The sequence below is a fragment of the Maribacter hydrothermalis genome, from assembly GCF_001913155.1.
Classification (GTDB): Bacteria; Bacteroidota; Bacteroidia; order Flavobacteriales; family Flavobacteriaceae; genus Maribacter; species Maribacter hydrothermalis.
Map to the genome: position 1 here is coordinate 3,125,677 of NZ_CP018760.1, position 24,247 is coordinate 3,149,923.

Annotated in this window: 27 protein-coding genes; 12 read left to right on the forward strand and 15 right to left on the reverse strand. The window is 33.3% G+C overall.

The genetic code is table 11. From position 1 onward, the window contains the following. Positions 1-112 precede the first annotated feature (112 nt). Entirely contained in the window at positions 113-1,225 is a 1,113-nt protein-coding gene (glf, locus tag BTR34_RS13460) for a UDP-galactopyranose mutase (protein WP_068486276.1), read from the reverse strand. Positions 1,226-1,370: 145 nt separating this feature from the next. On the opposite strand from glf, the gene BTR34_RS13465 reads away from it, so the two are divergent. Beyond that, positions 1,371-2,405: a beta-1,6-galactofuranosyltransferase gene (locus BTR34_RS13465; RefSeq protein WP_068486281.1), complete on the forward strand. Its 1,035-nt coding sequence runs from the start codon at positions 1,371-1,373 to the stop codon at positions 2,403-2,405. Positions 2,406-2,408: 3 nt separating this feature from the next. Here the strand turns inward: BTR34_RS13465 and BTR34_RS13470 are convergent, their stop codons facing one another. After that, complete coding sequence (locus tag BTR34_RS13470; RefSeq protein ID WP_068486282.1) at positions 2,409-3,224, reverse strand: 2,3,4,5-tetrahydropyridine-2,6-dicarboxylate N-succinyltransferase; 816 nt, start codon at positions 3,222-3,224, stop codon at positions 2,409-2,411. Positions 3,225-3,323: 99 nt separating this feature from the next. Between BTR34_RS13470 and ruvX the strand changes: the two genes are divergently transcribed. From ruvX to BTR34_RS13485, 3 genes are all read left to right on the forward strand, one after another. After that, positions 3,324-3,734: a Holliday junction resolvase RuvX gene (gene ruvX, locus BTR34_RS13475; RefSeq protein ID WP_068486284.1), complete on the forward strand. Its 411-nt coding sequence runs from the start codon at positions 3,324-3,326 to the stop codon at positions 3,732-3,734. Beyond that, entirely contained in the window at positions 3,735-4,325 is a 591-nt protein-coding gene (gene def, locus BTR34_RS13480) for a peptide deformylase (RefSeq protein WP_068486285.1), read from the forward strand. A 61-nt stretch (positions 4,326-4,386) separates the two neighbouring features. After that, positions 4,387-4,815 (forward strand): DUF5606 family protein, encoded by a 429-nt coding sequence (locus tag BTR34_RS13485; RefSeq protein WP_068486288.1) that lies wholly within the window; start codon positions 4,387-4,389, stop codon positions 4,813-4,815. A gap of 68 nt (positions 4,816-4,883) precedes the next feature. On the opposite strand, the gene BTR34_RS13490 is transcribed toward BTR34_RS13485, so the two are convergent. From BTR34_RS13490 to BTR34_RS13515, 6 genes are all read right to left on the reverse strand, one after another. Next, positions 4,884-6,497, reverse strand: a complete 1,614-nt coding sequence (locus tag BTR34_RS13490) for a family 20 glycosylhydrolase (protein ID WP_068486293.1) — start codon at positions 6,495-6,497, stop codon at positions 4,884-4,886. A 9-nt stretch (positions 6,498-6,506) separates the two neighbouring features. Next, the gene (locus BTR34_RS13495) at positions 6,507-7,199 is read right to left on the reverse strand and encodes a GDSL-type esterase/lipase family protein (RefSeq protein ID WP_068486297.1); all 693 of its coding nucleotides are present in this window, start codon (positions 7,197-7,199) and stop codon (positions 6,507-6,509) included. A 4-nt stretch (positions 7,200-7,203) separates the two neighbouring features. Next, a complete protein-coding gene (locus BTR34_RS13500; RefSeq protein ID WP_068486299.1) occupies positions 7,204-8,079 on the reverse strand; it encodes an alpha/beta hydrolase in 876 nt (291 codons plus the stop codon). Between the two features lie 12 nt (positions 8,080-8,091). After that, positions 8,092-8,823 (reverse strand): MIP/aquaporin family protein, encoded by a 732-nt coding sequence (locus BTR34_RS13505; RefSeq protein ID WP_068486301.1) that lies wholly within the window; start codon positions 8,821-8,823, stop codon positions 8,092-8,094. A 181-nt stretch (positions 8,824-9,004) separates the two neighbouring features. Continuing rightward, positions 9,005-9,913: an SMP-30/gluconolactonase/LRE family protein gene (locus BTR34_RS13510; RefSeq protein WP_068486303.1), complete on the reverse strand. Its 909-nt coding sequence runs from the start codon at positions 9,911-9,913 to the stop codon at positions 9,005-9,007. Positions 9,914-9,921: 8 nt separating this feature from the next. Continuing rightward, positions 9,922-10,755 carry a sugar phosphate isomerase/epimerase family protein gene (locus BTR34_RS13515; protein WP_068486305.1) on the reverse strand — a complete coding sequence of 278 codons (834 nt, stop codon included), beginning with the start codon at positions 10,753-10,755 and terminating at the stop codon, positions 9,922-9,924. Between the two features lie 108 nt (positions 10,756-10,863). On the opposite strand from BTR34_RS13515, the gene mazG reads away from it, so the two are divergent. Continuing rightward, a complete protein-coding gene (gene mazG, locus BTR34_RS13520; RefSeq protein ID WP_068486307.1) occupies positions 10,864-11,640 on the forward strand; it encodes a nucleoside triphosphate pyrophosphohydrolase in 777 nt (258 codons plus the stop codon). A gap of 9 nt (positions 11,641-11,649) precedes the next feature. Here the strand turns inward: mazG and BTR34_RS13525 are convergent, their stop codons facing one another. Beyond that, positions 11,650-12,054, reverse strand: a complete 405-nt coding sequence (locus BTR34_RS13525) for a response regulator (RefSeq protein ID WP_068486309.1) — start codon at positions 12,052-12,054, stop codon at positions 11,650-11,652. A 444-nt stretch (positions 12,055-12,498) separates the two neighbouring features. On the opposite strand from BTR34_RS13525, the gene BTR34_RS13530 reads away from it, so the two are divergent. The 4 genes from BTR34_RS13530 to BTR34_RS13545 are packed head-to-tail and all read left to right on the forward strand — an operon-like array spanning position 12,499 to position 16,378. Then, complete coding sequence (locus tag BTR34_RS13530; protein ID WP_068486311.1) at positions 12,499-13,866, forward strand: MATE family efflux transporter; 1,368 nt, start codon at positions 12,499-12,501, stop codon at positions 13,864-13,866. A gap of 54 nt (positions 13,867-13,920) precedes the next feature. Beyond that, entirely contained in the window at positions 13,921-14,148 is a 228-nt protein-coding gene (locus BTR34_RS13535) for a hypothetical protein (RefSeq protein ID WP_068486313.1), read from the forward strand. Positions 14,149-14,153: 5 nt separating this feature from the next. Continuing rightward, positions 14,154-14,723 (forward strand): phosphatase PAP2 family protein, encoded by a 570-nt coding sequence (locus BTR34_RS13540; protein WP_068486315.1) that lies wholly within the window; start codon positions 14,154-14,156, stop codon positions 14,721-14,723. Then, positions 14,720-16,378, forward strand: a complete 1,659-nt coding sequence (locus tag BTR34_RS13545) for an ArnT family glycosyltransferase (RefSeq protein WP_068486317.1) — start codon at positions 14,720-14,722, stop codon at positions 16,376-16,378. The genes BTR34_RS13540 and BTR34_RS13545 overlap by 4 nt, the downstream gene beginning before the upstream one ends. Positions 16,379-16,397: 19 nt before the next feature. Here the strand turns inward: BTR34_RS13545 and BTR34_RS13550 are convergent, their stop codons facing one another. The 5 genes from BTR34_RS13550 to BTR34_RS13570 form a co-directional block, all read right to left on the reverse strand. Next, positions 16,398-17,276, reverse strand: a complete 879-nt coding sequence (locus BTR34_RS13550) for a lysylphosphatidylglycerol synthase transmembrane domain-containing protein (RefSeq protein WP_068486319.1) — start codon at positions 17,274-17,276, stop codon at positions 16,398-16,400. Next, positions 17,260-18,219 (reverse strand): glycosyltransferase family 2 protein, encoded by a 960-nt coding sequence (locus BTR34_RS13555; RefSeq protein ID WP_068486321.1) that lies wholly within the window; start codon positions 18,217-18,219, stop codon positions 17,260-17,262. The genes BTR34_RS13550 and BTR34_RS13555 overlap by 17 nt, the downstream gene beginning before the upstream one ends. A gap of 83 nt (positions 18,220-18,302) precedes the next feature. Then, a complete protein-coding gene (gene meaB, locus BTR34_RS13560) occupies positions 18,303-19,292 on the reverse strand; it encodes a methylmalonyl Co-A mutase-associated GTPase MeaB (RefSeq protein ID WP_068486323.1) in 990 nt (329 codons plus the stop codon). Between the two features lie 37 nt (positions 19,293-19,329). Continuing rightward, positions 19,330-19,902 (reverse strand): DUF2911 domain-containing protein, encoded by a 573-nt coding sequence (locus BTR34_RS13565; protein WP_068486325.1) that lies wholly within the window; start codon positions 19,900-19,902, stop codon positions 19,330-19,332. Between the two features lie 33 nt (positions 19,903-19,935). Beyond that, positions 19,936-20,844, reverse strand: coding sequence for an aldose epimerase family protein (locus tag BTR34_RS13570; RefSeq protein WP_068486327.1), 909 nt, complete (start codon positions 20,842-20,844; stop codon positions 19,936-19,938). A gap of 104 nt (positions 20,845-20,948) precedes the next feature. On the opposite strand from BTR34_RS13570, the gene BTR34_RS13575 reads away from it, so the two are divergent. Genes BTR34_RS13575 through BTR34_RS13585 form a run of 3 tightly spaced genes read left to right on the forward strand, consistent with a single transcriptional unit; the run spans position 20,949 to position 23,464 of the window. Continuing rightward, positions 20,949-21,494 (forward strand): RNA polymerase sigma factor, encoded by a 546-nt coding sequence (locus BTR34_RS13575; protein ID WP_068486554.1) that lies wholly within the window; start codon positions 20,949-20,951, stop codon positions 21,492-21,494. After that, a complete protein-coding gene (locus BTR34_RS13580; RefSeq protein ID WP_068486329.1) occupies positions 21,478-22,062 on the forward strand; it encodes a hypothetical protein in 585 nt (194 codons plus the stop codon). The genes BTR34_RS13575 and BTR34_RS13580 overlap by 17 nt, the downstream gene beginning before the upstream one ends. After that, positions 22,034-23,464 carry a hypothetical protein gene (locus tag BTR34_RS13585; RefSeq protein ID WP_068486331.1) on the forward strand — a complete coding sequence of 477 codons (1,431 nt, stop codon included), beginning with the start codon at positions 22,034-22,036 and terminating at the stop codon, positions 23,462-23,464. The genes BTR34_RS13580 and BTR34_RS13585 overlap by 29 nt, the downstream gene beginning before the upstream one ends. Here the strand turns inward: BTR34_RS13585 and BTR34_RS13590 are convergent, their stop codons facing one another. Continuing rightward, positions 23,465-24,199 carry a sugar-binding protein gene (locus BTR34_RS13590; protein WP_068486333.1) on the reverse strand — a complete coding sequence of 245 codons (735 nt, stop codon included), beginning with the start codon at positions 24,197-24,199 and terminating at the stop codon, positions 23,465-23,467. Positions 24,200-24,247 lie beyond the last annotated feature (48 nt).

Consider the following 24,247-nt stretch of genomic DNA (forward strand, 5'->3'; position numbering starts at 1 on the left):
AACAAAAAAAGAATTAAAAAATTGTATCAAGAAGTAAAATTCTTACAAAATTGAATTCCTACTTTATTATACGGTTCGGTTTATAAGAGGATATATTCTTGAATGGTTGCGTTTAATTATCAAAAAGTTTTTTAGTTTTTGATAACGCTGCTCCAATAACCTGGTGCATGTCATAATACTTATATTCTGCTAACCTTCCTCCAAACAGTACTAAGTCTTTGGAAGCCTTGTTCTTATACTGTAAATATCTATTGTTATTCTTTTCATCGTTAATGGGGTAATACGGTTCTAATTCAGTTGAAGCCTCTAAAGGATATTCTTTTGTTATAACCGTTTTCTTTTGTTGGCCAAACTCAAAATGTTTATGCTCTAAAATTCTAGTATAGGGTATGTCAGCTTCGGTATAATTAATTACGGCATTCCCTTGATAGTTTTCGATAGCTAAAATTTCATGGTCAAAACGTAAGCCTCTATATTCTAATTTGCCAAATTCGTAATTATAATATTCGTCAATTTTACCTGTAAAAACAGTTTTATGAGCCATAGCGTCTAAGGCTACTTTATCTTTAAAATAGTTGACACCTAACTGTACATCTATGCCATCTAACAATCCGCCAGAGAGTTCGTTATAACCTCCTATAGGTATACCTTGAAAACTGTCATTAAAATAATTATTATCGAATGTGAATCTTAACGGTAGCCGTTTTATAATGAAAGCCGGTAGTTCGGTGACTTTTCTTCCCCATTGTTTTTCTGTATATCCTTTAATTAACTTATAATAGATATCTTCACCAACTAGTGAAAGTGCCTGCTCCTCTAGATTTTGAGGCTGCTTTTTTTGATATTTTTTGCTCTGTTCGTCTATAATACTTTTAGCTTCAGCAGGTGTTTTTGTTCCCCATAATTGATAAAAGGTGTTCATATTAAAAGGTAAATTATATAATGAACCTTTATGATTGGCAACTGGTGAATTCGTGTATCTATTAAAAGGAACAAAATCATTTACATAGTCCCAAATTTTCTTGTCATTGGTATGGAAAATATGCGCTCCGTAAGCATGAACATTTATATCTTCTATTTTTTTGCAAAAAGTATTACCACCTATATGCTCCCTTTTATCTACTACTAAGCAAGTTTTTCCTCTTTTCTTAGCCTCATGGGCAAAAACGGCACCATATAAACCCGCACCTACAATAAGAAAATCATACTTTTTACTGGACACCATTTTTAAATTTTTAAAGGCCAAAGATACTGTTTGATCTCTAATTTAGTTTACATGAATTTTTTTTATAATAGATTAAACTTTAACTCTTCATTTTTGCTTTTTATTGGTTAAAATTGCATTTCTATTGAGCTAAATTAAGCACTACATGAATTCTAAAAACCTTTACTTTATTTCTAGGAATTATAAATTTTCAAAAAATGCAGCTTCCAAACCAAAGATGGATTGTGAAACGGTTCTAGAAAAAAACGGGTTTAAAAATTTAGGGTTCAAACAAAGTAATCACTCCAGTTCGGCAATAGGTGCTATAATTAGTTTTTTTGGAATAACTAAAGGTTTGTTTCTATTGCCAAGAAAATCTGTTTTTTGCATGCAATATCCGTTAAGTAAGTTTTTTGGATATATTACCACTATCGTGTCATTGAAGAAATGTACGCTAATCATAATCATCCACGATGTAAAATATTTAATGGGAAAGTCAAAGGATTTGAAAGGTGAGATAGCCAAATTTAATAAAGCCGATTTTATCATTGTCCATAACGAATCTATGAAAAAATGGTTTCAAAAAAATGGCTGTACGGCACAATTAGTAAGCTTGGAGCTTTTCGATTATATTCATGGAAGTGTTAAACACGCCGCAATCAATACTCCCTACGATGTGGTCTTTGCAGGCGGATTGGGAAAAGAGAAAAGCGAGTTTTTATACAGTATGGATAACCTTACTCCTTCAAATTATAAATTGAAATTATATGGTAATGGCTTTAATGCTGCTGATGTTGAACAGACTAATTCTATTTTAGATTACCAAGGTGTTTTTTCACCAGATGAAGTAATCGATGAAATACAAGGTTCATTCGGGTTAATTTGGAACGGTAACGCTTTAAACGAATGTTCAGGAGACTTTGGTAAATACTTATTATATAATAATCCGCACAAGACATCTTTATACCTCTTGTGTGGACTACCGGTTATTGTTTGGAAAAAAGCTGCCATTGCTAAATTCGTTGAAAAAAAACAAATAGGTATTACCTTAAATTCTTTAAATGAACTTGATACTGTTTTAGCCAACCTTGACCCTAAAGAATATGCTACTCTTATTTCTAATGTAGAAAAGGTAAAGACCAAAGTCGCTTCTGGTTATTACCTTTCTCAAGCTATTAACAAGGTGGTTGAATTGATTTAAAATTTAAACCGCAACATCATACTCTCTAAGTGCATCATTCAATGATGTCTTCTTATTTGTACTTTCTTTTCTTTTTCCTATAATTAATGCGCACGGCACTTGAAATTCACCAGCAGGGAATTTTTTAGTGTAACTACCTGGTATTACTACTGAACGAGCAGGTACAACACCTTTTGTTTCAACGGGCGTTTCTCCTGTAACGTCAATTATTTTGGTGCTCATTGTTAAAACTACATTAGCGCCTAATACCGCTTCTTTTTCGACTCTGACTCCTTCTACAACAATACAACGAGATCCAATAAAAGCACCATCTTCTATAATAACTGGTGAAGCTTGTAAAGGTTCAAGAACACCGCCAATACCTACACCACCACTTAAGTGTACGTTTTTACCAATCTGTGCACAACTACCTACAGTTGCCCAAGTATCTACCATTGTACCTTCGTCAACATACGCACCTATGTTTACATAACTAGGCATTAGTATAGTGCCCGATGAAATATACGCGCCATGTCTTGCTACGGCATTTGGTACTACCCTAATACCTTTTTCTTTATAGCCTCTTTTTAAAGGCATTTTATCGTGGTATTCAAAAATACCTGCTTCTAGGGTTTCCATTTTCTGAATAGGGAAATACATTACTACCGCTTTTTTTACCCATTCATTAATCTGCCAACCATTTGCTGTTGGCTCGGCACATCTTAATTTTCCTAAATCTAAAAGGTTAATAACCTCTCTTATACTGTCTTGGGTGGCAGATTCCTTTAATAAGTCTCTATTTTCCCATGCTTTTTCTATTTGTGCTCTTAATGCTGTCATTTTCATAAAATTTTCTCAAATATAAGTTGAAGTACAGTAATTAGCCATGCGCATGGGCACATATAACAAATTATCCTTTATTTTTGCCAAAAATTAAGTTTGGGAAAGATTCTTGCAATTGATTACGGAGTAAAACGTATTGGCTTGGCAGTTACCGATGATATGAAAATGATAGCATTTGGTTTAACTACAGTTTCTACTACCGAAGTTTTTGCATTTTTATCGGATTACATCACAAAAGAAAAAGTTGAACTTATAGTGGTTGGTGAACCCAAACAAATGGATAATACGGCTTCTGAGTCTGAAATGTATATCAAGCCTTTTTTAAAAAAACTAGAGGAACAATTTCCAACAGTTCCTATAAAAAGGCACGATGAACGTTTTACTTCTAAAATGGCATTCAAAACCATGTTAGATAGTGGATTAAAGAAGAAGCAAAGAAAGAACAAGGCATTAATTGACGAAATTAGTGCTACTATTATATTACAAGATTTTTTAAAGACTTTATAAATGATTTTACCCATTGTAGCATACGGTGACCCTGTATTAAGAAAAGTAGCGGATGATATCGATAAGGATTATCCAAAATTGAATGAATTACTTTCTAACATGTGGGAAACCATGTATAATGCTAGTGGTGTTGGTTTAGCAGCTCCGCAAATAGGATTGCCAATTCGTATTTTTTTGGTGGATACTACACCTTTTTCTGATGATGAAGATTTAACTGAAGATGAGCAAAAACAATTAAACGGATTTAAACAAGTATTTATTAATGCGACTATTGAGGAGGAATCTGGTGAAGAATGGGCGTTTAATGAAGGATGTTTAAGTATTCCAGATGTTCGTGAAGATGTAATTAGGCAAGGAACAGTTAAGATTTCATATTTTGACGAAAATTTTAAAGAACATTCAAAAACGTTTGATGGTTTATTGGCACGTGTAATTCAGCATGAGTATGATCATATTGAAGGAATCTTGTTTACGGATAAATTGTCTGCTTTAAAAAAGCGAATGTTAAAAGGCAGATTAACCAATATTTCTAAAGGAAAGATTAGCGTAGATTACCGCATGAAATTTCCGGCAATGAAAAAAGGTCGTTAAAATCGGATTATAATTAATAGAAAAGTGTAATATTTGTCCACTTAAAATTTTAAAATAGAATATGGGGTTAGAGAAAATTTTATCCGTTGCAGGAAAACCAGGTTTATATAAATTAATTACCCAAACCAGAACAGGATTTGTGGCGGAATCTTTATTAGATGGAAAAAGAATAACAGTTAGTTTACGCAGCAGCGTTAGTGTACTGTCCGAAATAGCTATTTATACCTTAGAAGAAGAAGTACCGTTAAGAGAGGTTTTTCAAAAAATACAAACCAAGGAAAATGGAGGTAAAACTTCAATTAGCCACAAGGATGAGAAAATTAAATTAGAAGAATATTTCTTTGAAGTATTACCTGATTATGATGAAGATCGTGTATATGTGAGCGATATTAAAAAAGTTATACAATGGTATAACATCTTGGTAGATAATGAAATTACTGACTTTGCATCTGAAGAAGTTGCAACGGAAGATGTTTCTGAAGAGGAATAGTCTTTATATTAGAAAATAAAAAAACGCCTAGATCAATGATCTAGGCGTTTTTTTATGGTTTTTTCGAACTAGTCTTTTTCAATAGTCTTGTATGTGAAATCACTTTTTTTCCAATCAATTAATGGAGAAGGGTAATATTTTACATCCATTCTATCAAGAAACGGTGCTTGGTCGGCTAGCCTTACTTTATAATCTTCCCAGTTTCTATTTTCTTTAATACTCCAGCTTAATTCAGAATAACCAATTATTCTAGGGAAAGCTAAATATTCTAATTCATCAATATTGCTAATAGTTTCTGACCAAAGCGGAGCCTCAACGCCTAATATGTTCTCTAAAGGGATGCCATACTCTTCTGGTGTCCAAATATACGCCGTGTCCACAGGAATATAAGCTGCCCAGTGTAATCCAAATTTTGATAAGGTGTCATACTCCATATCTAAGTATGCTTTTTTGGCTGGCGAAACAATTATTTGCATTCCCTTGTCTACTGCTTTTTTTGCATTTTCTTCGCTTGCCCACCATTGGGAAATAGAAGTGGCATCAACATCGGCAATGGCAACTTCATCCCAACCGATCATTCGTTTGCCATGCTTTTGAACAATTTTTTCAACTTTATTAATGAAGTAGATGTAATCACTTTTTTTAGTGACATGACTTTCATCGCCTCCCACGTGAAAATAGGGGCCAGGAGTAATTGCAGATATTTCTCTTACTACATCATCTATAAACGCATATACAGTGTCCTTATGCGTATCAAACGTACTAAAACCTACTTTCATACCTTCGTATAGTTTAGGAGTCTTACCATTACCATTTAAAAAAGGGTAAGATACAGATGCCGCATTTGTATGTCCTGGCATATCAATTTCAGGAATAATGGTCATATAGCGCTCTGCTGCATAACGTACGATCTCTTTATAATCTTCTTGGGTGTAAAATCCGCCAGACTCACCACCAACTTCGGTGCTACCTCCAATCTCTGTAAGTTTTGGCCATGATTTTATTTCAATTCGCCATCCTTGATCATCACTAAGGTGCAAATGCAATACATTTATTTTGTAGTAAGCTAATAGGTCAATATATTTTTTAACATCCTCTACACTAAAAAAGTGCCTTGCAACATCTAACATTGAGCCTCTATAGGCAAAATTAGGATTATCAATAATTTTCCCGGAGGGTACTGGCCATATTTTTTGTAACGCTAAGGTGTCATTACTTTCTAGAGGAACTAATTGTCTTAATGTTTGTATACCCCTAAACGCTCCCTCAGACGTATTGGCGTTAATAATAATTGAATCTTGATTAATGTATAATTGATATGCTTCTGGAGAATCTAACTCCGTACTATCGCTTTGATTAATATAAATAACTCTTTCAACCGTATTAGAACCTTCTGTATTAACGGGTATGGTTAAATCGATTTTGTTTTTAAGTTTTTCTGCTAAAAACTTACCAACTTCCTCAAAACCTGTTGCGTTTTTTGAAGTGTAAATGGCCGTAAACTGATCTAATGCAAATGCTGAATTTGTTGGTGTAGTTTTTAAAGGTTTAGGAATTAGGCTAACTTTTGATAAATCGGTTAAAGGCATTATAATATTTTTTTTCTTCTCTTCGCTGCATGCAATAAATGCAATGATGACGGAAGCAAAAAATAAACTGCGAATACAAATGGTTTTAAACATGATTGATAATTAAGGTTGATTAACTAAATTTTTAATGGCTTCATACCAAATATCATAACCTTTTTGGTTCATATGCAGACCGTCTTCAATGAAAATATCGGTTTTTAGTTTTTTATTATTCAGCATGGGGTTCCATACATCTACAAAATTTAATTGGTCATCTTTTTTAGCAAGATTTTCCAATTTTCTATTAAACCGTTTATATTTTCTTCGAATCTTCCACCTACTTATACTTGGTTTTGCGGCAATTAAAATAACCTGTGTTGAAGGATTGTTTGCTTTTATTCGACGGATGATATCTTCTGTCGTATCAAGAACATGAATAGGTCTTTTTTTAGCCCACAAATCATTATCTCCTTCATAAATAAATACTTTTTTTGGGTTAAAGCTTAACACTAATTCATTTATAAAATACAGCAAGTCCGATGCTTGTGAACCTCCAAATCCACTATTTACAATTTGATGGTTTGGAAATTCCGCTTCTAATTTTTTCCATATCCTAATACTTGAGCTGCCTGTAAATACAATGGTTTCCTTTTTTGAATCCCATATTGTATCATACTTGCTAGTGATTTTTTTAACCTCATCTGAGAATACGTTAGCCGTTTGGGAAATGCAATAATTACCTAATAGAATTAAACTTACAGTTATAAAATGTGATACTCTGAATTCTGTCGATAATAGCCGTGCAACTCTATTCATAATATTAATTAAGTGATGGTTTTGTTAAGCCTTCCGTTAGTGCCCAAGCATAAAATTGAACAATCCAATTATCAGAAGCTAATTGTTGTTGTTTCATGCCAAAACCGTGTCCTCCTTTAGAATACATGTGCATACCGGCATTTTTTCCACTTGTTACCCAATCAGTATACAACGTAGTACTTGGCCTTGCAAGCCCAAGAGGGTCATCCGAAGCACATATAACTAGCATTGGTGGTGCATCTTCCGGAACCTTATACTCTCCCATTACAGTCATCCAGGGATAAACAGGAACTATAAAATCTGGTCTATTAGCTTTGGCATAGTTAAATGTAACACCCATAGTAACCGCTCCACCAGCTGAAAAACCCATAAACCCTATTTTTTCGGGGTCTAATTTCATTGCATTGGCATTAGTTCTTACATAGGTAATGGCAGCATGGCCATCAGCAATAGAAAGGGGTAATACAGGAGCAACCCGTTCTCCAATTTTAGCAGGATTGGTAGTTCCTTCTTCTGTAATTTCTTTAATACCATCAGTACCTGTTGGTACTAACCTATACTTAAGAACAAAAGCGGTAATTCCATGATTATTTAACCATTTGGCTACCATTCTACCCTCACTCTCTATACTTAATCCGTAAAGACCTCCACCTGGGGCAACAATAACACTTGTGCCATTTGGCTGATCGGCTTCATAGACTTCTAATCTGGGTACAGATACATTTGTAATTACTTTAGTATCCCATATATCTGAATAATACTCTTTTTCTGCTGTAGACCAGTTTACATTTGTATCAGTTTCAAAAGGTAAATCAACTATATTCTGTGCAATTACATTCATAGAAATAAAGAAAATGATAATCAAAACTATTTTTTTCATGTTGTGTATTGTTTAGTGTAATGATTCAATTAATAAATATAAAAAAGCAGCTAAAATACTACCAATAATTGGACCTATTATGGGTACCCAGGCATAGCCCCAATCGCTGTTGCCTTTGTTTTTAATGGGTAGTAAGGCATGTAATAAACGTGGGCCAAAATCTCTTGCCGGGTTTATAGCATACCCAGTTGGCCCTCCTAAGCCAAACCCAATCCCCATTACCAAAAATGCCACAGGTAGCGCATCTACCGCACCCAGAGAAATTGTTTCTTCTCCCATTTTACTACCGGCAATGTAAAAAACACCAAATACCAGGGCAAAAGTTCCAATAACTTCAGTTACCATATTCCAAAACGGACTACGAATAGCCGGTGAGGTTGAAAAGGTACCTAAAATGGCATCAGAATTTTCGGTGGCTTCATATTGTTTTTTGTACGTAAGCCATATTAATAGATTACCCATCATGGCTCCTAAAACTTGAGCAACAATGTACCCTGGTACTAATGTCCATGAGAATTTACCAGCTGTTGCTAAGCCAATAGTTACTGCGGGATTTAGATGTGCTCCACTAATATCTGCGGAAATAAATACGCCAATAAATACAGCCAAGCCCCATGCGATAGAGATGCCTACCCAACCGGAGTCTCCTCCTTTGGTGCCTTTTAGTACTAGGTTGGCAACAATGCCATTTCCAATAAGAATTAACATTGCCGTGCCAATAAATTCAAAAATATAGGTAATCATAGTTTGGTTGGTTTTAAGTGGATTAAGATAAAAAAAATCAAGGAATATATACTATTTAACACTCTTTGCTGCAGTATTCTTAATTTGTACGCTGTAGAAGTGTGAATGTCAAATACAGGTTGTCCTATAAATATTAATCTATTGTGATATTACCGGTGGTGCGCAATATGATCTTTTGATTTTAATAAGTATACCTAACTCCGGTTACATTCATTTGTAAGGTGTAAATGGAACCTTTTGCAGTAATAAATAAAATATCTTGATTTTTGCCTCCAAAAGTTACATTAGCAGTCCATTCTTCATTAATAGGTATATGGTGTATTTTTTCTCCTTTCGAATTAAATATGGTAACTCCGTTGCCTGTTAGGTAAATGTTACCTTTATTATCTATCGTCATACCATCAGAGCCCATAGTTGTAAATAACTTACGGTCAGTTAGGTTGCCATTTTCCGTTACTGTATACGCGTAAGTTTTTTGATCCCCTATATCTGCTACATAAAGTGTTTTGCCATCTGGAGTTCCTATAATTCCGTTTGGCTGTACCAAATTTGTTGCGGCAATAAATACTGTATTTGAATTGGGCAAAATATAATATACATTTTTATTGGTTAACTCTGCAGTTGTTCTATCCCAATACGACCTTTGGTAATAAGGGTCTGTAAAGTAGATACCACCTTTTAAATCTACCCATAAATCATTTGGACCATTCAATTTTTTATTTTCAAAATTGGTAATTAAGGTATCCACTTTTCCATTTTCATCTATACGCCATATTTCATTATTTTCATCTGCTGCAGCTAAAAGCCTACCATTATGGTCAAAATACAGTCCGTTTGCCCTACCGGATGGTTCTTTAAAAACACTTAAAGAATTGTTTGAGGAATTCCATTTTATAATTTTATCATTTGGTTGATCAGTGAAATACACATTACCTTCTTGATCGGACGCAGGGCCCTCGGTAAAACTATATTCGTTAGCTATTTGAACTAATTTAGCATTTTCGGCTACTAAAGAAGTTGTTTGCGCTTTACAAGAATTTACAAAAATCAGCACTATAATCGAACTGAAAAATTGAATAGTATCTTTCATAATAGCGTTTAAATATTTTTTAGGAAATTCATATTATATTTCATGCTCTCAAAAGGTGTACTTGCATATTCTTCTTGTTCTATGTAAATATGTTTAACACCAGATAATTCTTTGTTTATAAGCATGTGTTCTATATCTATTGCTCCCTTACCAAATTCGGTACTAACTTTTTCCTCCATATTCATATCCTTTAAATGCCATAGCGGAAACCTGCCAGGATATTTTTTAAAATAATCAATAGGGTCTTTACCCGCAACAACTACCCAACCCAGATCCAGCTCCATATGAACTAAATCACTTTCGGTATTATCCATTAAAACATCATAAAGCACTTGACCATTTTCCGATTCAAATTCATACTCATGATTATGATACCCAAACTTTAAACCTATTTTTTTGCAGGCATCTCCGGCAATGTTGAATTGTTCCGCAACTTTTTTATAGTTGTCTATTGTTTGTCCATCAGAAGGCATTGAAGAACAAATTAGGTATTCTTGACCCGATGCAACGGCATCTTCCATGGTTTGTTCAAATTTATCATCAAGATGCACATGACCACTAGTAATCTTCATGCCTAAAGCTTTGCAAGTTTTACCCATGTCAGTAGGTGCAAGCCCATAGTAATACCCTTTTGATGACCCTGCACTTTCTATCTCTTTAAAACCTAAACTTGCGATTTCTTCTAATGTTTTCTTAGGGTTTTCTAACATACTATCTCTAAAAGAATAGAGCTGTACACCATAAGAAGTGTTTTTAGTTAATGAAAAACTTGTTTGCGGCGTAAATAGGGTTGCAGCGCTAAACAAACTTGTTTGTTTTAGAAAGTTTCTACGTGTTTTCATTAGGGTCGGTATTAGGATTAAAGATATTGTGTTTTTAAATGTACGAAAACTAAACAGGATTTTTAGCCAGTGAAACTGCAGATATGTATTTTTGTAAAAATGGTATTCATGAATAGTAGAACAGATCAATTAAAGGCATTAGATAGATTATTGACTATAATGGATGAGTTACGAGAGCAATGTCCTTGGGATAAAAAGCAGACCATGCAAACGCTTAGGCACTTGACTATTGAAGAGACCTATGAATTGGGCGATGCTATTCTAGATAATGATTTGAATGAAGTTAAAATGGAGCTAGGTGATGTGCTCCTTCATATTATTTTTTATGCTAAAATTGGCTCTGAAACCAATGATTTTGATATTGCCGACGTGGCAAATGCAATATCCGATAAGCTAATACATAGACATCCACATATTTATGGGGATACAATAGTTTCTGATGCCGAAGAAGTAAAGCGTAATTGGGAACAAATAAAACTAAAAGAAGGTAAAAAAAGTGTTTTAGAAGGTGTTCCAAAGAGTTTGCCTGCATTAGTTAAAGCCAATAGAATCCAAGACAAGGTAGCAGGGGTTGGTTTCGATTGGGAACGGCCCGAGCAAGTTTTTGAAAAGGTTCAGGAAGAATTAAACGAATTACAGGCCGAGGTTACTGCCGGAAATACGGATGAAATTGAATCGGAATTTGGAGATGTACTTTTTTCAATGATAAATTATGCCCGGTTTTTGGGCGTAAATCCTGAAAATGCACTTGAACGCACTAATAAAAAATTCATTAAGCGATTTCAATATCTTGAAAAAGGAGCAAAACAAATGGGCAAAGAGCTTAAAGATATGACCCTTGCCGAAATGGATGTGTTTTGGAATCAAGCAAAAACTAATGATTAAATTATATTTTTAATTTTGTAATATGTTTTTAACAATGGTTTCTAAACTTTGAAAAGCAATAGGTTTAATAAGATATTCCGATATTTCTGGATATGAATTTGCACGAACCAAATCATTAGAACTTAATGATGATGTTAACATGTAAATATGAATTTCTTTTGCTATTTCTTTATTTAGTATCTTAAATTCTTCCATGAATTCAAAACCGTCAAGAATAGGCATATTTAGATCTAAAAGAATAATGTCCGGAAGCTTATCTACAGAATCAATATTTTTAGTTATACCTTTTAAAGGTTCCAATGAATCAGAAAACTCAACAACATTTGTTATTGATAATTGTTGAAGATTTTTTCTAATTATATATTTAGAAATATCATCATCATCTATAATCCATACTAGAGGGTTTTGATTCATTTTATAAGTAGGTTAGTGTTTTACTCAATAATCGAGGTTTAAATGTTCCAACGCTTAGGTCGAAATTTAATGTTGATTTTCGTTTTAATGCCTCGTGGCCTTGCCCAAGGTAGTTTGCATATTAATAACGTAGCAACTTACATAGTTAGTGCCTTTTGCTTTTTTATTTAGCTACCCTATGCAATTTACTTTCTATTCTTAAAGCCAACTATACGTTGTACTAGTGCTGTATTTTTAAAGGGATATAGGTGTTTAGAATAACTTTTAAAATTTGAAAATGATTATTAAGAGTTTACGGTTTTGGCTGTATTATGAGACTGCGAAACCTTTATTTCTGATTAATTAAAATAATGTAGATCAAAATATTATATCATATAGAGCTTTTATTGGTAAGAAAAAATCATCTAATTAGAAGTACCTTTGTTTAAAATTTTAGATTAAGGTTTGTTACAGAAATACACCGAAGAATTTAGGTATAATATTAAGCTTTCAGTTCCTGTAATATTGGGTATGTTAGGGCATACGTTTGTGCAGTTGGCAGATAACATAATGGTTGGGCAATTGGGTACAGCGGAATTAGCAGCTGTTTCATTAGGAAATAGTTTTGTTTTTGTAGCTATGTCCTTAGGTATAGGATTTTCTACGGCAATTACACCCTTAGTCGCAGAAGCAGATGGGGCCGGTAATAAAGATAATGCCAAAAGCGCTTTAAAACATGGTTTGGTATTATGTACTGTCTTAGGCTTAACCCTCTTTGGGTTGATTTTACTTGCTAAACCTATAATGTATATAATGAAACAGCCTATTGAGGTTGTGGAGTTAGCTTTACCTTATTTAGATTTGGTTGCTTTTTCTCTTGTTCCATTGATTGTTTTTCAAGCTTTTAAACAATTTTCCGAGGGATTATCACAAACAAAATACCCAATGTATGCTACTGTAGTGGCAAATATTATTAATATAGTTTTAAATTACATATTGATATTTGGAAATTTTGGTTTTCCCAAAATGGGAATTGTCGGCGCAGCTATTGGTACGTTGGTGTCGAGATTTTTCATGGTATTTTATTTGTGGTTCATTCTAAAAACAAAGGATAAATTTAAATATTATGTAACCGGATTTAACTTTGCGAAAATTGAAAAGAGAGTAATAAAAAAAATTATAGAACTAGGATTTCCGTCGTCGTTACAAATGTTTTTTGAGGTAGGAATATTTACTTCTGCAGTTTGGTTAAGTGGCGTTTTGGGTAAAAATGCACAGGCAGCAAATCAGATTGCATTGAACCTTAGTAGTATGACATTTATGTTTGGTATGGGCTTAGGCGTTACCGCTATGATTCGTGTAGGTAATCAAAAAGGCTTATTTAACTTTAAAGAACTTAGACGCATAGCTCAGTCCATATTTTTACTCACCTTCTTATTAGAAATTTTCTTTGCAGCCCTTTTTCTTATAGGTAGGCATTGGTTTCCTACGTTGTATTTAGATATTAATGATGTAACTAGTATTACCGATAATACAGAAGTAATGATTATTGCTGCAGAACTTTTACTTGTAGCGGCATTTTTTCAAATTTCAGATGGAATACAAGTTGTGGTTCTAGGTGCATTACGTGGACTTCAAGACGTTAAGATACCAACGGTAATCACTTTTATATCTTACTGGTTAATTGGTTTTCCTGTGAGTTATTACCTATGCCTTCATACTAATTTAAAAAGTACGGGAATATGGATAGGTTTACTCATAGGATTAACGGCATCGGCTATTATGTTGTATCTTCGATTTAATTACTTAACAAAAAAACTAATTGCTGGATAAGGGAGAATATAGTTGTTTCAGTAATTTAATTTTAAATTATATAGTATAATTTCTATGGAGTTTCCAAAATTTTTATTGGGTGATAATACGGATTATCCAACGGCAATATTTGTTGTTCATACCGAATTTCCAAGGTTTATTATTAATCTCGAAAATGATGAAGTAGAATGGCTCGAAGAATTTTCTAAGGAAGATGAAAAAGAATTAGAGGAAGAAGCTGAAAATTTAATTGAAGCGGCCACGGCATTTTATGATCGTGAAGTAGCTAGATATGAAGATTAAGAATTATGCTTCAAGAGCTTTTACAATTAGATAAAGATTTTTTTTTATTTCTCAATGGTCTGGGTACTCCTCAATGGGATAATTTTTTTCAATTTCTTTCCCATAAATTAAGTGCTATACCGCTTTATATATTCTTACTGATACTTACATATCAAAAATTTGGAGGTAAAAGAACTTTAGTCTTATTAGTGACCGTTGCATTATTAATTACTGTAACGGATCAATTAAGTAATTTTTTTAAGTATGGAATTCAAAGATTAAGACCTTGTCATAACCCAGAAATTACACCTTACATGCGGTTGGTAAAAAGTTACTGTGGTGGTCAATTTGGTTATTTTTCAGCACATGCTGCAAATGCTTTTGCAGTGGCGGTTTTTTTTGGTAGCATTTTAAAATCTGTCATAAACTATATTGGAATTTTCTTAGTTCTTTGGGCTGCTTTAGTTGCGTACAGCCGTATTTATCTTGGAGTGCATTTTCCATTAGATATAGTTACGGGAGCTTTAATAGGCTCTTTGTTTGGCTGGTTATTTGTAAAGTTATTTTTATTTTCACTACGCAAATTTTCCTTATGATATCTAATCTCAGGTACTGGTTTTTACTTTTATTAATCTTCTTGATATACGTTGCCGGAATGTTTGTAACGTTGTTCGAGAACGATTCTGCCCAATTCTCTGTTATGGCCATGAGAATGGTACAGGAGAATGATTTTTTCAGCCTTTTTAAAGGTCCTGAAGAATATTTGGATAAGCCACATATGCATTATTGGTTAGCTGCAATTTCTTATAAAATATTTGGCTTACATGATTGGGCCTATAGAATACCCGGTATTTTGTCCACGTTACTTGCAGCATATAGTTGTTATGGATTAGGAAGTCTTTTATATAATAAACATGTAGGTAAAATAGCTGCACTTGTATTTATGACGGCGCAAACTATTGTTTTAGGTGCAATTGATGTTCGTACAGACGCTGTTTTGACAGGTTTTAGTGTCCTTGCTATATGGCAAATAACGAAGTATATAGAAAAGGGTAGTGTATTGGCAATTGGAGTAGGAGCGTTTGCAGCAGGTATTGCCTTTTCAACAAAGGGTCAAATAGCGCTTCTTGTCATTGGCCTACCTATTTTATGTCATTTACTCTATACTAGAAAATGGAAGGCCTTTTTAAGCTGGAAGGTAATAGTAGCACTATTCGTATTTGGTATTACAATAAGCCCAATGTTATATGCGTATTATTTGCAGTTTGATTTACATCCAGAGAAGGTAATTCGGGGCAAAGACAATAGAAGTGGTATATTTTTTATTTTTTGGGAACAGAGTTTTGAACGATTAAGTGGAGAAGGTATAGGTAAAAATAGTAGCGATTTCTTTTTCTTTTTTCATACATTTTTGTGGGTTTTTATTCCTTGGACAATTTTGGGAATCACCGCATTTTGGGTTAAAACGAAGCAGTTCGTAAAACTAAAATTTAAGTATTATCCTGGTTACGAGTTTTTAACGATAGGAGGGATAACTTTAATTTTCGCAATCATCAGTTTTGCCCAATTTAAACTACCGCATTACTTAAATATAACAATACCTCTGTTTGCAGTATTAACTGCTTCTTATTTGTATAATTTGTACAATTCGGATAAAACAAAAGCTGTTAAAATCTTAATGATCGGGCAATATTTTATACTTGGTGTTGTGTTTATTGCTTCTGCTTTAATATGCTTCTTCGTGTTTAAATTAAATAGTTTAGTTGCTTATAGTTCACTTTTGGTTGCAGCGATAATTATTGGGTTTTACGCTTTAAAGCAGGAAGCGGAGTACGCGAAATTAATTACTATATCCGTTTGCGCGTCTATATTGCTTAATGCCGTTTTGAATCTCCATTTTTATCCCAATTTACTAGAATATCAAGGAGGATCTTCAATGGCAAAAGTAATTTCTGAAAAAAATATACCGGTAGAGCGTATTTATAAAGTTGGCAAAGACTATTCTTGGTCGTTAGATTTTTACAATCAGTATCCAGTACAAATGGTAACACCAGAGTTTTTAAAAGACAAAAAAGATATTTGGGTATATGTCAATGATGATGAGTTGAAAATGTTACAGGACAACGGCTTTGATTGGGATTCTCAGATTTCAGTAAATCAATTTAGAATTACAAGGCTGCAAGGTAAATTCATGAATCCAACTACGCGTAATAAGGTTACTCGTAAAATGCATTTAGTACATATAAATTAAACCTAATATTTAAATGGTATTAAGTTGATGTTTTAAATACTTCTAGTTTTATTTTTTTGAAATGATACCATATACCGACAAATGATACCAAGGCGGTAATTAAAAAAAATAATACACTTACCCCAACGGATATGCTTTGGTCTAAGTTCAGTAACTCAGCCCCATAAAAGAAGGTGACTTCACGACTACCAATACCACCTAAAGTTAAAGGCACTACAGCTACAATTGATGAAATTAGAAAAATAATTAAATAAGCAATTTGATCGTATTCTATTCTTAAAGCGAGTAAAATGTACCAAATACTAACTAACTGTGCCAGTTGAACCATTGTTGATAATAATGTGGTTTTCCAAAAAATTGGCAGTACGTAACTGAAGTATTTTTTATTTAGTAGCCAAAATACGATTATCGATATTGGAATTGCTAAAATGAATATCCAGTGAATTCCATTTAAAATTTCTTTTTCAAGAAATGCCAATAATCCACATGCATAAATAAATAGTAAAAGGAGACCGCTTAAACGATCTAAAACCAATACGCTCACTATTTTTTTGGTAGGTACATTGAATGTTTTTTTTAATAAATAGCCTTTATATGCATCGCCACCAATACCGCCAGGTAAAAATAAATTGTAGAACATACCCAGTAGGTATAGTTTAAAATTACTGACATGGGTAAGCAATACTTTAAGTTGATGAAAATAAAGGTTAAGACGAACAGCAGCGATTACCTTCGATAGTATAAAGAACAGAGCTGCAATTGCTACGTATAAAAAATTGCTCTTAAAAAGAATACCTTTTATTTCACCTACATCTATTTTTGTAAAGATGAAATAAATTAAAATAATACTGATCAGTACTTTTAATCCGGTGGTTACTTTTTTATTTAATTTCACCACCTACACTAACTTTTCTAATACGATACGGTCTTTTCTTTTGAGATTCATAATAGGTACGTATTAGTAGTTCCATAACTATGCCTATGGTGAAAAGTTGAATTCCAGCAAAAATAAGCATCATACCAAATGTTAATAGAGGTCTTGTGCCAATATCTTCTCCAAAACCAAGCTTCACTACCAATAAGTATAGATTTATTATAACACCCAACAATATCATTATAAATCCGAAAATACCAAATAGATGAATGGGTCTTTGAAAGTATTTACGAATAAAGAGTAGAAGCATCATGTCAGCCACTACTTTAAAAACACGTTCCAACCCATATTTAGAAACGCCTGCATGACGTGCATGATGTTTAACGGGTACCTGTTTTATTTGTCCACCTTCTAAAAAGGCCAATAAGGTGATAAAACGATGCATTTCTCCGTATAAATTTAAATCTTTAGCAATATCCTTGGTAAAGACTTTTAGGGCGCAGCCATTATCTTTAATGTCTAATTTAGTAACACGCCTCACTAGAAAATTTGCAATTTTAGAGGGGATTTTTTTAACTAAAGAATCTTTCCTTTTTTGACGTATTCCCGTAACAACATCAAATTCCCCACTTACGGCATACGTAAGCATTTCAGGAATATCAGATGGGTCGTTTTGCAAATCACCATCCATAGTAATAATATACTCTCCTTCGGCATAATCCAGACCTGCCGCTAAAGCTAAACTTTGACCGTAGTTTTTTTTCAGCTCTATAAGGTGAACTTTATTATCTTTTAATGCTTTAACTACTTTTTTAGTATCATCCTTAGAAAAATCATCAACGTAAATTATTTGATAATCATAGCCTACCAAGCTTTCATGAATTTTCTGTGTTAAAAGTGTAACATTGTCCTGTTCATTATATAAAGGGACAACAACAGAAAGTAAGGAAGTGGTAATAGGTTGCATTAAGTTGTTTTTTGAATAGCTGCAAAGTTATGTCTTTTATCTTTAAGATACTTTGCTCTTATTGCGTACACTTAATTACCTATTTAATTAATTTGAAATAACCTTAATATTTTTTCAGCTGCTTTAAAAGGAGAGGTATTTCCTTTAATTACTTCAGATTTTAGAATAGGAAGTAATTCTTTAATCTTTGGATTTTGATAAAATTTAGCTAAAAGTTCTTGTTCTACGTATTGTATTAGCCAGTTTTCGTTTTGTTGTTGTCGGTTTTTAAAGAAAAAACCGTTTTGCTTCATGGTGTCATTATAATTGGATATTAATTGCCAAATTTCATTCAAACCTTTGTTTTCAAGTGCGGAACAAGTTAAAACTTTAGGAGTCCAGCCATTTTCTTTTGGCGGAAACATGTGTAAAGCTCTACTAAATTCCATTTTTGCCTGGGATGCATTTTGTATGTTTTTTCCGTCTGCTTTATTTATTACAATTGTATCTGCCATCTCAATTATACCTCGCTTTATTCCTTGTAATTCGTCGCCGGCACCGGCTAGTTTTAAGAGTAAAAAAAAATCGACCATATCATGTACGGCAGTTTCACTTTGTCCTACGCCAACAGTCTCTATTAGTATGATGTCAAACCTGGCAGCTTCTAAAATTACAATACTTTCGCGTGTTTTTCTGGCTACACCTCCAAGAGAGGTGCCTGATGCAGAAGGCCTAATGTAAACATTTGGGTTTTTTACCAGTTCTTGCATTCTCGTTTTATCTCCAAGAATACTTCCTTTTGTTCTGCTGCTAGTAGGGTCTACGGTTAATACCGCTACTTTTTTTTCTAAATTGGTTAACAGGCCACCAAATTGCTCGATAAACGTACTTTTACCTGCACCGGGTACGCCAGTTATGCCTATTCTTAAAGTATCATGTTTTTTTGAAATACAGCCTTCAATTATTTCATTGGCCAAACTACGGTGTTCTAGTTTTGTACTTTCAATAATAGTAATAGCCTTACTTACAATTGCTACATTGTTTGTGTAAATACCTTCAAGTATAGCTGATGTACTTAGATTGGCTAATTTCATAAGTAAAACATAATTTTGGAGATGTACTGTAAATGTACTATTTGTAAATGGGAACCATAATTTTGGTAGTATCCCATGTCAAACTTAAGAAATTTTGTGACGTATTATTTTTTTCATCATCTTCAAAAGTTATTGATAAATTTTCAACTGCTTCATCTAACTTAGTAACAGGCACTTCCACAGTAACATAATCATATTTACTTTCATGTGTAGTTTGGTTACCATCTACACGGGTAACTCCCCAATTAGGTATTTTAGTGTTAAAAATCACCTTCCAGCTTTCTTTGTTTGGTATAGTCCATAAAGAATATTTTCCTGCGGGTAATTCTTTATCAATTATTTTTAAAGATTGGGTGGTAGTAAAGGTGGTTGGTTCATTTGCGCCCGTACGCCAAATTTTCCCATACGGTACAAGGTCACCAAAAATAGTTCTCCCTTTTTTTGAGGGGCTAGAATAATTTATCTCCAGTTCGTTTTTATCAAGTTTAAGAATATCTGATTTTGTTGGACTGAATTTTTTTGCCTCACTATGTATATAGGGTATAGCAACAAAATAAACGAGGGAAACGAGAACTACAATTGTAATAATAATTCTTTTTAAAACCTTCATCTGTTGGTTGTGCCGTATTTAAAATTCACCTACTTATTTATCTATTTCAAATTTAAAGATAGATATGTTGTTGTAGATATCTCCAGGTCTTAAGACACTTTTAGGAAAATCTGGTTGATTAGGGGCATCGGGGTAGTTCTGATTTTCAAAACATATTCCGGGAAAATCTGTTGGCATATAAACTACAACTGCAGGTTGGTTGGTGTAAACTTTCATATTTATGCCCGAAGTTTTGGAATGTAATTCTGCCACTTTTTCATTTCCTAAATCTTTAATAAAAATAGTGTTTAATCTTTTTACGCCTATTTTACGTGGTATAAGAAAATCGTATTCTGACTTTCTAACGGGGATGATGTCACCGGTCGGTAGTAGATTTTCATTGGTTTCAAGTCTATATGGGCAGTTTAATTGTAATTCACATTCATCTATATATGGTCTAGCGTCTAGTTTAAAATACGAGTGATTGGTAAGGTTAATTACAGTACTTCTGTCTGTTACCCCTTCATAAATAACCTGTAAGGCGTTATCCATTAATCTATAGGTAACGCTAACCGTTAAATTTCCGGGATAACCTTCTTCTAAGTGCTTACTAAGATACGATAGCTTTATAAAAGGATTGTTTTCTGTGTTTACTTCATCTATCGTCCAAAATTTTTGATGAAAGCCTTCTTTGCCACCATGTAAATGAACACCATCTTCTTCATATAAATGATACTTAACTCGGTCTAAATTAAAACCACCTTTAGAAATACGACCCGCATAACGGCCAACACTAGCGCCTAATACATGTTCATCTAACCGATATCTACTGGGATGGTTATAGCCAACCACAACATTGGTATAGTTATCATCTTTACCCTTTACAAGTAGTTTTTGTATCGTAGCGCCATAATCTAGCACCATTAGGGTTATATACTTATTGGAAATTGTAACTTGTTTCAATGAGAAAAATTAATTGTGCGCTGTAAAAATAGAGATTTTTGCAACATCCTTTTTTTTCTATCGTCCTTAATATAACAACAAACTTAAACCAAGCTATTCAACCAATGTTTCAAAGCAATGTCGTAGAGAAATGTAAACAGAATGATAGATCCGCACAGATGCAACTGTACAGGAAATATTGTGATGGCATGTTTATAGTTGCTATGAGATTTGTAAAGAATAGTGATGATGCGGAAGATATTTTGCAAGAATCATTTATTAAGGCTTTTCAAAAACTTCATCAATTTAAAGGGGATGTTACTTTTGGAGCTTGGCTAAAGCGTATTGTTATAAATAAGAGTATTGATTTTTTAAAGGCGAAAAAAGATAAAATTGTGCCTTTGGATGAAAGTTATATGCAAGTGGTTCAGGAAGATGATAATTGGAATGTACCGTCTGTAATTAGCTTAGAACAAGTGAGAAGCGCAATAGATGATTTACAGGATAAATACAGGTATGTGGTACTAATGTATTTGGTGGAAGGTTATGACCACCAAGAAATATCTGAAGTTTTGAATATTTCGGAATCGGCCTGTAGAACACGATTATTACGAGGAAAAGGACATTTAAAAGAACTATTAAAAGAAAAGCACTATGGAACAGGATCTTAGAGAAATGTTCAAAAAGGAAAAAGAGGAGCAGAAATTTGTAATGAATAAAGGACATGAAGTACGTTTTTTAAATAAGCTAAATAGTGAAATTCCAAAAGATAAAAAGTTTAATAAATTTTGGCTAAGTATGGCAGCTTCTATTGTGGTTTTATTAAGTGTCGGTTTTGGATGGCTCTTTTTTGTTGATAACGATAACATAAAAACTACGATAGTAGAGAAGGTTCCAAACGATAAAGAAGAAACAGAATTTACATTTGGAGACCTTTCTCCAGATTTAAAAAAAGTAGAGAATTATTATGTGGCGAATATTAATATAGAATTGGCAAAATTAGAAGTGTCTCCCGATACTAAAGATTTAATAGACAGTTTTATGGAACAGCTTAATAATTTAAACCTTGAATACAAAACCTTAAATCTTGAACTAAAAGAATTGGGGCCTAATGACCAAACCATTACGGCGCTTATTGAGAATTTGCAATTGCGATTACAATTATTACAGAAATTAAAGAAAAAGTTAAACGAATTAAAATTATCAAAAAATGGACAAATTAATGAAAACAGTATCTAAGCGACTCATCATTGCATTAGGTTTTTTAACAGTCGTTGGTGTAAATGCCCAAACGGAAACGAAAACATTTCAAGAACGATTTATTGTAGCTGAGGATGCTGTAGTAGACATCAATACCAGTTATGCCGATATTGAATTTGAAACATGGGACAAGGATGAGGTAGCTGTAATAGCAACCATAATTTTAGAGGGAGCTACAAAAGAAGAAGCAGCGAATTACTTTAACAATAGCCCCATAGAAATTTTGGGGAATAGTAAGGTAATTAGAATATCTTCTAAGTCTAAAGGTAATAGCTTTTTTGCAGATCTTGATTCTCATTCGCGTTGGGACTTTAGTGACATGAGAATTGAGGTTCCGGAGATTGCTTCTTTTGTGGTTAACAGTCCACAAATAGCTCCTTTTCCAGAAATGCCACCACTACCACAAACAGATGCTTTTTCGTTTGATTATGAGGCGTACACGAAAGATGGAGATAAATACATGAAAAAATGGCAAAAGAATTTTGAAAAGAGTTTTGATAAAAAACATCAAAAGCGATTAGAAGAATGGGCCTTGCGCATGGAAGAACAGGCTAAGAGAATGGAAAAAAACATGGAAGAACAATTGGAGAAAAGAGAAGTTTTGATAGAAAAACGCCATGAAGATTTACAACAAAGACTTGAAGAACGAGAAGTAAAACGTGCACATTTACAGCAAGAAAGAGAAGAGATGAGAACATGGATAAATACGCCTAGTGAAAACTCTGGGGATTCACCAACTATATTTTATTACTCAACTGATGGGGAACAAAAGAATTTTAAAATTAAGAAAACCATAAAAATTAGCTTACCTAAGTCTACTAGAATAAAAATGGATGTACGCCATGGTGAGGTAAAACTAGCAGAAAATACCAAAAACTTGAATGCGAAATTATCGCATTCAAGCCTTTGGGCTCTAACAATTGATGGTGCAGATACTTATGTTTCTGCATCTTATACACCAGTGAATGTTAAAAAGTGGAATTATGGACAATTAAATACTTCTTATTCAGAAAAAATTTCCTTGTCAGAGGTTGTACAACTGCAACTGCAGGCAACATCATCTGATGTAACCATAAATAAGTTATTTAAAAATGCTTTTATAAAGAATAATTTTGGATCTGTAGAAATTCAAGAAATGGGCTCCGGTTTTGAAGAATTAGATGTTAGTGTACGTAATGGTGAGTTAAATGTTGCTATGCCTAAAGTTGCGACCAAAGTGTATGTTAAGGGAAATTCATCAACATTAAAAATCCCAGCAAAATTAAAAGCAACACCTATAAAAAACGGTACGACAACCATTACTAAAGGGTACATTATAAATGATAAAAGCCCTCGTTCAGTTGTAATAACTTCAGATTACAGTGAAGTTGTGCTGTTTTAATTATTCAACCAATTCAAGTGTTCCAAAAACACTTGCATCTATCCAACCATTATTCTTATTCTCTCCGGAAATAAAAACAGAACCAATTAAGTTCTCGCGTTCTGTACTAGTATCGTTGTCAGCATACGCCAAAGCAAAACCTAATTTTTTATTCTTTGTTAGAACAACAGGTTTAATTTCAGAATCATCTAAAAAGGTGTCGGGATAAACCTTTATAAACATTTCCCAATAGGTAGTTTTATCCTCGGTTTCATGCACAGATTTAATATGGTCATTATATAATTTTGGGTTTTTATCATTACCTAAGTCAGCAACATTGCCATCTAACGCCACATGGTATGTAAATGCATTATGATTAAATTGGTGAAGACCTCCGGAGTTATCTTCATCCAAGTAAACAATAACGCAATCATCGTTCCACCATAATTTTAAAGGATCTTTAGACTTTTTATATAAAGTGTCGTCTACAATTTCTAATAGTAAATAGAGTCCATCCCTGTTCCAAGCAATTTTATATTTACCGTTAAAATCATCATGGTCAAAAGGACCGCCTATCCAATTTTGGTCAATTGGATGCCATTCTAAAAGATTCCAGAAATTTTCTATAGGTCTGCCGTCTAGTGTCGGCACTTCTTCTATAAAAGAAACTGGTGTAATATGAGAATTTTTCTTAGTTTTTATTTCAGTACATGAAACTAATGATACTAACGTAAGAAGATATATAGTCCATTTCATAATTGAGTCTTGAATCTATAACTTAAATATACTATTTTCAAATTAATT